We start from the raw sequence: 6694 nt of genomic DNA on the forward strand, positions 1-6694 counted from the left end.
TTTATTTTTAATGCTTATGACTTCTATAGAAGTTTTAGGATATGGAGTTCAACTTGTTGGGGCGAAATTAGCTTTAGTTGCATCGGCTTTTGCTAAATATAATATTATGTCTTTAATTGCTCGATTTTCTAATATGTTTCAACAACCATTTACTGTTTCTTTAGTTGATAGTACAGCAAAAAATGGTAGATTAGAATTACTAATTAAACAATTAGATTTTTGTTATTAGGTTCTACTATGGGAGTAATACTTGGAGGGATTATTAGTACCATTTTTTATGAAAGTTCTTTCTAAAGCGCTAATACCATTTTCAAAAGATGGTTCGTTTTTAAACATGTTCAAATTAATATGTTCACAAAAGAATTGATGCAACGTTAAAAAGAATGAGCCCGGTACAATACCGGACTTATATTCATACAACCGCTGTATTTTTCTGTTTAACTGTTGGGATTCAGTTCATAATGAAACATATTTTTACATAAAAGACTTTCGTATATAAATTTTTCAAATGATTTATTAGCGAATTGTTGACCAATATCACTTTTTTGAGTGAGTAATTTTTTAGATTGATGATGTAATGAATTTTGTTCGTTTCTTTTATGTAAAATATTCTAGTTTTGCATTAGGAAAGAACTGTTTCATATAGGAATACAGATAGTTTTTTATATCCTCTTCTTCTTCTTTTTGATAAATGTATTTTCCGATTCCATATTTCCCCCATTTATACCTTCTTTTCTCTTCATCTAATTCTAGTTTTGTCATCGGGTAGTTTTTTTCAATTACTCTCTTAGCTGGCTTTGTAAAACGATGTTGAATAAATTCAAATGTAATATCATCCCGTGCATCAAGAGGTAATTCAGCATTTAGGCGTTCAAACATATGATAGTATCCTTCCTTCCAGCCTTCATGCAGGTAAATAGGAGCTACAATGAAACCAAGAGGATATCCAGCTCTAGCTACTTTTCCTGCTGCCTCAATTCGTTTAGCTAAGGGAGAAGTTCCTGGTTCAAAGTTTTTAATCACATAATCAGCGTTTACACTAAAGCGAAATCTTGTTTTTCCATTATGTTTAGCATCAAGTAAATGATCTACATGGTGGAATTTCGTAACAAATCTCAATTTCCCATATTCAGATTCTCCAAAATGCTCAATGGCCCGTTTAAGGGTATGCGTTAAATAATCGATTCCTACAATATCTGAAGTACACGACGCTTCAAATCTTGTTACTTCAGGTGCACGCTCTTTCATGTATTTATCAGCAGCATCTAAAATTTCTTCAACATTTACATACGTTCGTATATAAGGCTTACTTCCCATCGTTGTTTGTAAATAACAATAATGACAATGTCCCATACATCCCGTTGCAAAAGGAATTGCATACTCTGCTGAAGGCTTGGAAGTATCGAATTTCAGTGTTTTTCTAACACCAACAACCAGCGTGGATTTTGCTACTCGATACTTTTGAAAATCATTATCCCCTGGCAAATCTCTTACTTGATTATGGGAAGTAGTATGTCGAATTTCAACATCCATCTTTGAAAACTTCTCAAACAGCTCTTTCCCCAAAGGATAATCTAATGCTTTAGGTTCAAAATATACGAGCTTAGGCATAAATGGCTTATTCATTCTAACATCCCCTCTGAAATATCACCATAATAGTAAGTGTAAGCTTGGTTTGCCTCATCTTCGGTAGCATATATAGCCATCTCATTTGTTAGTGGATAATACGTTTCGTAAAGAAATAGTGCTAATTCATTAGGTCTTTCAGGATTATTTACAACTGCTGCAGCTTGTATGTTAGCTACGTCTTGAGTATGAGGATTTCGGTAAAAAATATAGACAATGTCACCAGCATGATACGTATTACTTTCAGAAGAAAATTCCATTCCATCACCATCTCATTTCATAAAATTCAATGCTCACAGTTTTACTTTCCAATTTCCTTGTAGTGTAACTATTTAATTACATTGATAATGATTACGCCATACAAACATATTTTGAAAAATGAATAATAAATGTACTCCCAAAAAGGCAAGCATATATCAATGCTTGCCTTTCGTTCTAACGACGATGTTCAACAAGATCGATTACACCTAAAACGACGTGTGCTAAACCAAAACCAAATACTGTATTTGCAATCATTTTATTAGTTCCACGAGTTTGTTTAAGAGCATAACCTGCTGCTGTCACTGCTGTACCTAAAGCTGTTGGAATTAATCCTTCACGAATGTCCACAGTGATGCCTCCTTGTTTCGTAGTTAGTAAATTTGTTTTAATGACTCGAAGTAAAGTATTAAAACAAGTATTAGTATTTTTCTTTTTAATAAAATTATGTGAAATCTTTATAAATAATATTTTAAATCCATAACAGCTATAAAGATTGAAAAAATTATTAATTAACAAATAAGAAAATATCTTCAAAACGTATTTTCATATGAAAATTTTATACCTCAGAAAAAAATCTTTGCGGAAATTCTCTCCATAAAAAGTGCTCCTAAATTTATATAGGAGCACTTTTTATGAAACACTATTCTTTATTTCCTTATGAACCACTTTATTATAATAACCATGCTTTACAACTTGCCTAAAATCATCTACCTGGATATCCATTCTTTCGGCAATATCTACAACAATTGTATTTTGTAAAACATTCACCACAAATCCCATTAATTTCAAATTATGATTTTTACGATATGAAAATTGAACGTAATCCCCAAGTGTTACTTCTTTATTATGTTTCATTTGGCGCCCCCTAAATTATCGATAATTATACAATAGTTTCCCCCTTTTTTACTTCTACATACGGGGTCACCAGTTTATCATTTTAGCCAATTCATCTCCCACCTACTTATTTTACGTTCCTTGAGGAAGGGGTCTTCTTGGCTAAAATGATAAAAAAAGACAAACTCTCCAATGTGAGGAGTTTGTCCAAAACCATGATTTCTTTAGTTTAACAATATAGAATTCAGTTCCGATAAGAATCTTTCTTTTTTCCATATCCCACGGTTTTTGCATCGATACTAACAATAGTGGATTAGAATAATGACTTAATACTTGCTAGGACAGTAAGAATACCTATAATAATGACAAATACATTGCTAGATTTCCCTTTGTATTTAGCAAGTACTGATACTTTATGGATTGCATACATTGGTAGTATACATAAGATAGCAGCAACTAGCGGACCGCTAAGGGCATCAATGATTCCAAGAATACTTGGATTTGTATAAGCAACATACCAGCATGTTAATACGACAAAAGTAAGAATCATTGTCTTAACTGTTTTTTCTCCTATATCTTTCCCACGTTTTTTACTGGACTTGATAATCATGTCACGCATTACCTCATACGCTCCTATATAATGACCAAGGAAAGACTTTGTAATAGCCACAAATGCAATGATAGGAGCTGCAATAGTGATTACTGGCGAATTAAGCTCATTAGCAAGATATGATAGGATTGACAAGTTCTGTTCTTTTGCCACCTTAAGATCATTTGGAGTCAAACTTAAGGTACTGCTCCAAACAAAGAACATAACAACTACGAATGTCATAATATAACAAACTTTTTGTATTTGAGCACATTTAGCATCAGTAGCATCTATTCCATACGTAGCTCTCTGTTTCATAACAAATGACGAAATCATAGGCGAATGATTAAACGAGAATACTATGATTGGAAGTATCATCCATATCGTTCCTAAATATCCTGTTCCTGTTGAAGCAGTAGAAACAGCTGAAAAACTAAGCATTGACGTATTCCACTGTGGAATCAAAGATATTGCGATAAAAAGTAGAGAAGCTATAAAAGGATACACTAGCATGCTCATGATCTTTACAGTTATATCTTGACCAAAATTTAGTATAGCGATAAGACCGAGTACTAAAACAAGCGATAAAATGGACCTTGGAGGCTCCGACATGTGCAATTGATGCACGATAAAGCTACTAGCGGTATTTGTAAGTGCGACCGAGTACATCAGCACGATCGTATAAATGGAGACAAAATATACAATATTAAAAATGATACTTGCCTTATTTCCAAAATACTCTCTTATTGTACCTGTAATCCCCTCATCGGCAGAGTTCGAAGCGTAAATCATTTTAGCAAGCGCCCTATGTGAATAATACATAACAGGATATGCAAGTATGGTAATTAACAGCAATGATAATAAACCACCTGAACCTGCATTAATCGGTAAAAAGAGTACTCCTGCTCCAATTGCTGTTCCAAAAAGGCTCAATGCCCAGGTAGTATCCTGTTTATGCCACTTTTTAGGGTCTAGATATTTCTCATTTTTTACTGCAGTGTTATCAGCTTGAAATTCTATGTTTTTTGCAGTATTCCCATCCATATAATAATTCCTCCTTGTGTCCTATTCTTAATTCTCTTTTTAAGATATAGGAATATAGACCGTTCTTGAAAAATGAATAGCTTATATAGTGCCCCACAACGAATATCCCCCTTCTAGGTTAATAAAAATCAAAAAATTAGCGAAGCATCAACCTGAAGGGTTTGTTACCACTTATAAAATATTTTAATTATATAGTAGTATATTTTATTGATAACTCCCCCAATATACAGACATCCTTAGGCGAACAATAGAGTAAAGATTGTTAAAAACTTCACAATATATTCGATAACTTATTGATTTGATTGTTTCTCCCCAAAGATTTTATTTTTAATGGAAATTCCTGTAGGTGTAGCTGCAATACCACCTAAACCTGTCTCTCTTAATTCGCGAGGCATCTGTCTTCCAACTCTATACATGGCTTCAATCACTTCGTCAGCATTGATGAGATTGTTTACGCCAGCTAATGCGATGTCCGCTGCTGCTAAAGCATTTGCCGTTCCAATGGCGTTTCTCTTTACACAAGGAATTTCTACCAAACCAGCGACCGGATCACAAACTAAACCGAGTAAATTTTGTAATGCAATCGAAAAAGCTTCAGAAGATTGCTGTGGCGTTCCACCCGCAGCTTCTACCGCAGCTGCAGCCGCCATCGCTGAGGCACTTCCTACTTCAGCTTGACATCCTCCATACGCTCCTGAAATACAAGCGTTGTTTGCGACTATCGTTCCAAATAACGCTGAAGTGAATAGAAAATGAATCATATCTTCATGACTTAACTGCAACGTATCTTTAATACTAAATAGGACTCCCGGAATCGTCCCACTCGCACCTGCTGTTGGAGTTGCACAAATAGCTCCTAATGCAGCATTTACTTCATTAACACCGATAGCACTTTGAATCCCTAACACCATCAAATCTCCAGAAAGAGTTTTCCTATTTTCTCGATAGTTTTTAATTTTTACAGCATCCCCTCCGGTCAAACCTGTTGGAGAAAATACACCGTCGCCCTCGATACTTTTATTTATTGCATGTTGCATAGTCGCTAAATTTCGTTCCATTTTACTCCATACTTCTTCATAAGAAGTTTTAGTTTGTTTGATTTCCTGTTCGATTGCTAATTCATAAATTTGCTTTTGGCTTTTATTAGCTGCATCCACAATTTCTTTTATGGCCATATACATATTTTTCACTCCTTAATGTGACTAAAGAATAATAAGATTAGCTATATTGCTTAAATCTCCTAATTCCTTCTGAGCATTACCTGGCAATATCGAATCCAAAGCGAATGCATATAAATATTTTGTTTTATCTTCCAAACTATGAAAGTTGTTAATTTCCACATCATATTGTTTAAAGATCCTGCGTAAAACAAATTCAAAGTCAGCTCTTTCTGAAATCGCAATAACAACTGGCAATGGCCCCTGCAGATTTAAGCTAAATCCATCAATTTCAACATTTTTGACTTCAATCAACCCACCACCGACCGAAATACCCATTACTCTAATACTTCGACTTTCATCCTCTGCATATACATCTGCCGTATTTGGATGACCAGCAGGACTATTACCCAATTGTTCAATAAAGGTAATGTCAATTCCCTTAGACTCTGCTATTTTAATAGCATCTGGCACTTTGCTGTCATCAGCAGCTAAGCCTAATATACCAGCAATAATTGCAAAATCAGTTCCGTGACCTTTATGGGTTTCAGCAAATGATTCATAATACTTTACCACAACTTTTTTAGGAAGACCTTGAAATAATTTATTAGCAACTGTTCCAATAGCCAAAGCACCTGCAGTATGTGAACTTGAAGGGCCTATCATTATGGGCCCAATCACATCAAAACAACTTTTGTATTTAACAATCTTTTTTTCTTTAATAGATGCTACATTCATGTTCATATAAGCACCCCCATAATTTATTATTTTTAGCTGTAGTTGAATCTAAGTTATTAGAATGATCGATTCAAAACAAGTTTTGTTTGATAACGCTTTCTTTATTGAGTTGAATAAACTTCCCTTCTAATCCGCTATCCTCCGTATAGTAATCATATCAGTATGTCCAATTTTAAAAAATTACTGGCAAGTTCTTTAGAATTTTTAATCCAAAACGAGGTTTGATATTTTCTCTAGAGGTAATAAATTGTGTCTCGACGCCCTCATTATAACTTGTATATTTATAAGTTTAATCTTTTTTTATTTTTAGAAAGATTGAATAGACAGAATTTTGAATAGGTAATAAATTATACCTAGTATGTAGCAATTGTGTCCTTTGTTTGAAGCTGTATTAGTTAGTAAAAAAGCAAAAATAACACAGAGTTCCTTTCATAAACACATTGAT

General features: G+C 33.9%; 8 protein-coding genes. 1 reads left to right on the forward strand and 7 read right to left on the reverse strand.

Annotation, left to right across the window (positions count from 1 at the left end; all coding sequences use genetic code 11):
- Positions 1–229: lipid II flippase family protein (locus ACQGSG_RS25125; protein ID WP_426948265.1), on the forward strand; the 229-nt coding region annotated here is incomplete at its 5' end.
- A gap of 368 nt (positions 230–597) precedes the next feature.
- Here ACQGSG_RS25125 and splB read toward each other — a convergent pair.
- The 7 genes from splB to ACQGSG_RS25160 form a co-directional block, all read right to left on the reverse strand.
- Complete coding sequence (gene splB / locus ACQGSG_RS25130) at positions 598–1626, reverse strand: spore photoproduct lyase (RefSeq protein ID WP_001039638.1); 1029 nt, start codon at positions 1624–1626, stop codon at positions 598–600.
- On the reverse strand, positions 1623–1886 hold the full coding sequence (locus ACQGSG_RS25135) for a transcriptional regulator SplA (protein WP_000396091.1): 264 nt from the start codon (positions 1884–1886) through the stop codon (positions 1623–1625). The genes splB and ACQGSG_RS25135 overlap by 4 nt, the downstream gene beginning before the upstream one ends.
- Positions 1887–2061: 175 nt before the next feature.
- Positions 2062–2235 carry a hypothetical protein gene (locus tag ACQGSG_RS25140; protein ID WP_000354585.1) on the reverse strand — a complete coding sequence of 58 codons (174 nt, stop codon included), beginning with the start codon at positions 2233–2235 and terminating at the stop codon, positions 2062–2064.
- A 282-nt stretch (positions 2236–2517) separates the two neighbouring features.
- Positions 2518–2742: a DUF2187 domain-containing protein gene (locus tag ACQGSG_RS25145; protein ID WP_097813656.1), complete on the reverse strand. Its 225-nt coding sequence runs from the start codon at positions 2740–2742 to the stop codon at positions 2518–2520.
- Between the two features lie 292 nt (positions 2743–3034).
- Complete coding sequence (locus tag ACQGSG_RS25150; RefSeq protein WP_000348954.1) at positions 3035–4354, reverse strand: aromatic amino acid transport family protein; 1320 nt, start codon at positions 4352–4354, stop codon at positions 3035–3037.
- 290 nt (positions 4355–4644) lie between these two features.
- Positions 4645–5535, reverse strand: coding sequence for an L-serine ammonia-lyase, iron-sulfur-dependent, subunit alpha (sdaAA, locus tag ACQGSG_RS25155; protein WP_000281779.1), 891 nt, complete (start codon positions 5533–5535; stop codon positions 4645–4647).
- A gap of 21 nt (positions 5536–5556) precedes the next feature.
- Positions 5557–6255 (reverse strand): serine dehydratase beta chain, encoded by a 699-nt coding sequence (locus ACQGSG_RS25160; RefSeq protein WP_001056999.1) that lies wholly within the window; start codon positions 6253–6255, stop codon positions 5557–5559.
- Positions 6256–6694: the final 439 nt, after the last annotated feature.

Source organism: Bacillus sp. GMa5/1, assembly GCF_050172015.1.
GTDB lineage: Bacteria > Bacillota > Bacilli > Bacillales > Bacillaceae_G > Bacillus_A > Bacillus_A cereus.

What these genes read in the sequence shown, in the direction of transcription:
- splB (WP_001039638.1), bottom strand. Translation starts at nt 1,626, where the DNA reads ATGAATAAGCCATTTATGCCTAAGCTCGTATATTTTGAACCTAAAGCA.
- ACQGSG_RS25135 (WP_000396091.1), bottom strand. Translation starts at nt 1,886, where the DNA reads ATGGAATTTTCTTCTGAAAGTAATACGTATCATGCTGGTGACATTGTC.
- ACQGSG_RS25145 (WP_097813656.1), bottom strand. Translation starts at nt 2,742, where the DNA reads ATGAAACATAATAAAGAAGTAACACTTGGGGATTACGTTCAATTTTCA.
- ACQGSG_RS25150 (WP_000348954.1), bottom strand. Translation starts at nt 4,354, where the DNA reads ATGGATGGGAATACTGCAAAAAACATAGAATTTCAAGCTGATAACACT.
- sdaAA (WP_000281779.1), bottom strand. Translation starts at nt 5,535, where the DNA reads ATGTATATGGCCATAAAAGAAATTGTGGATGCAGCTAATAAAAGCCAA.
- ACQGSG_RS25160 (WP_001056999.1), bottom strand. Translation starts at nt 6,255, where the DNA reads ATGAACATGAATGTAGCATCTATTAAAGAAAAAAAGATTGTTAAATAC.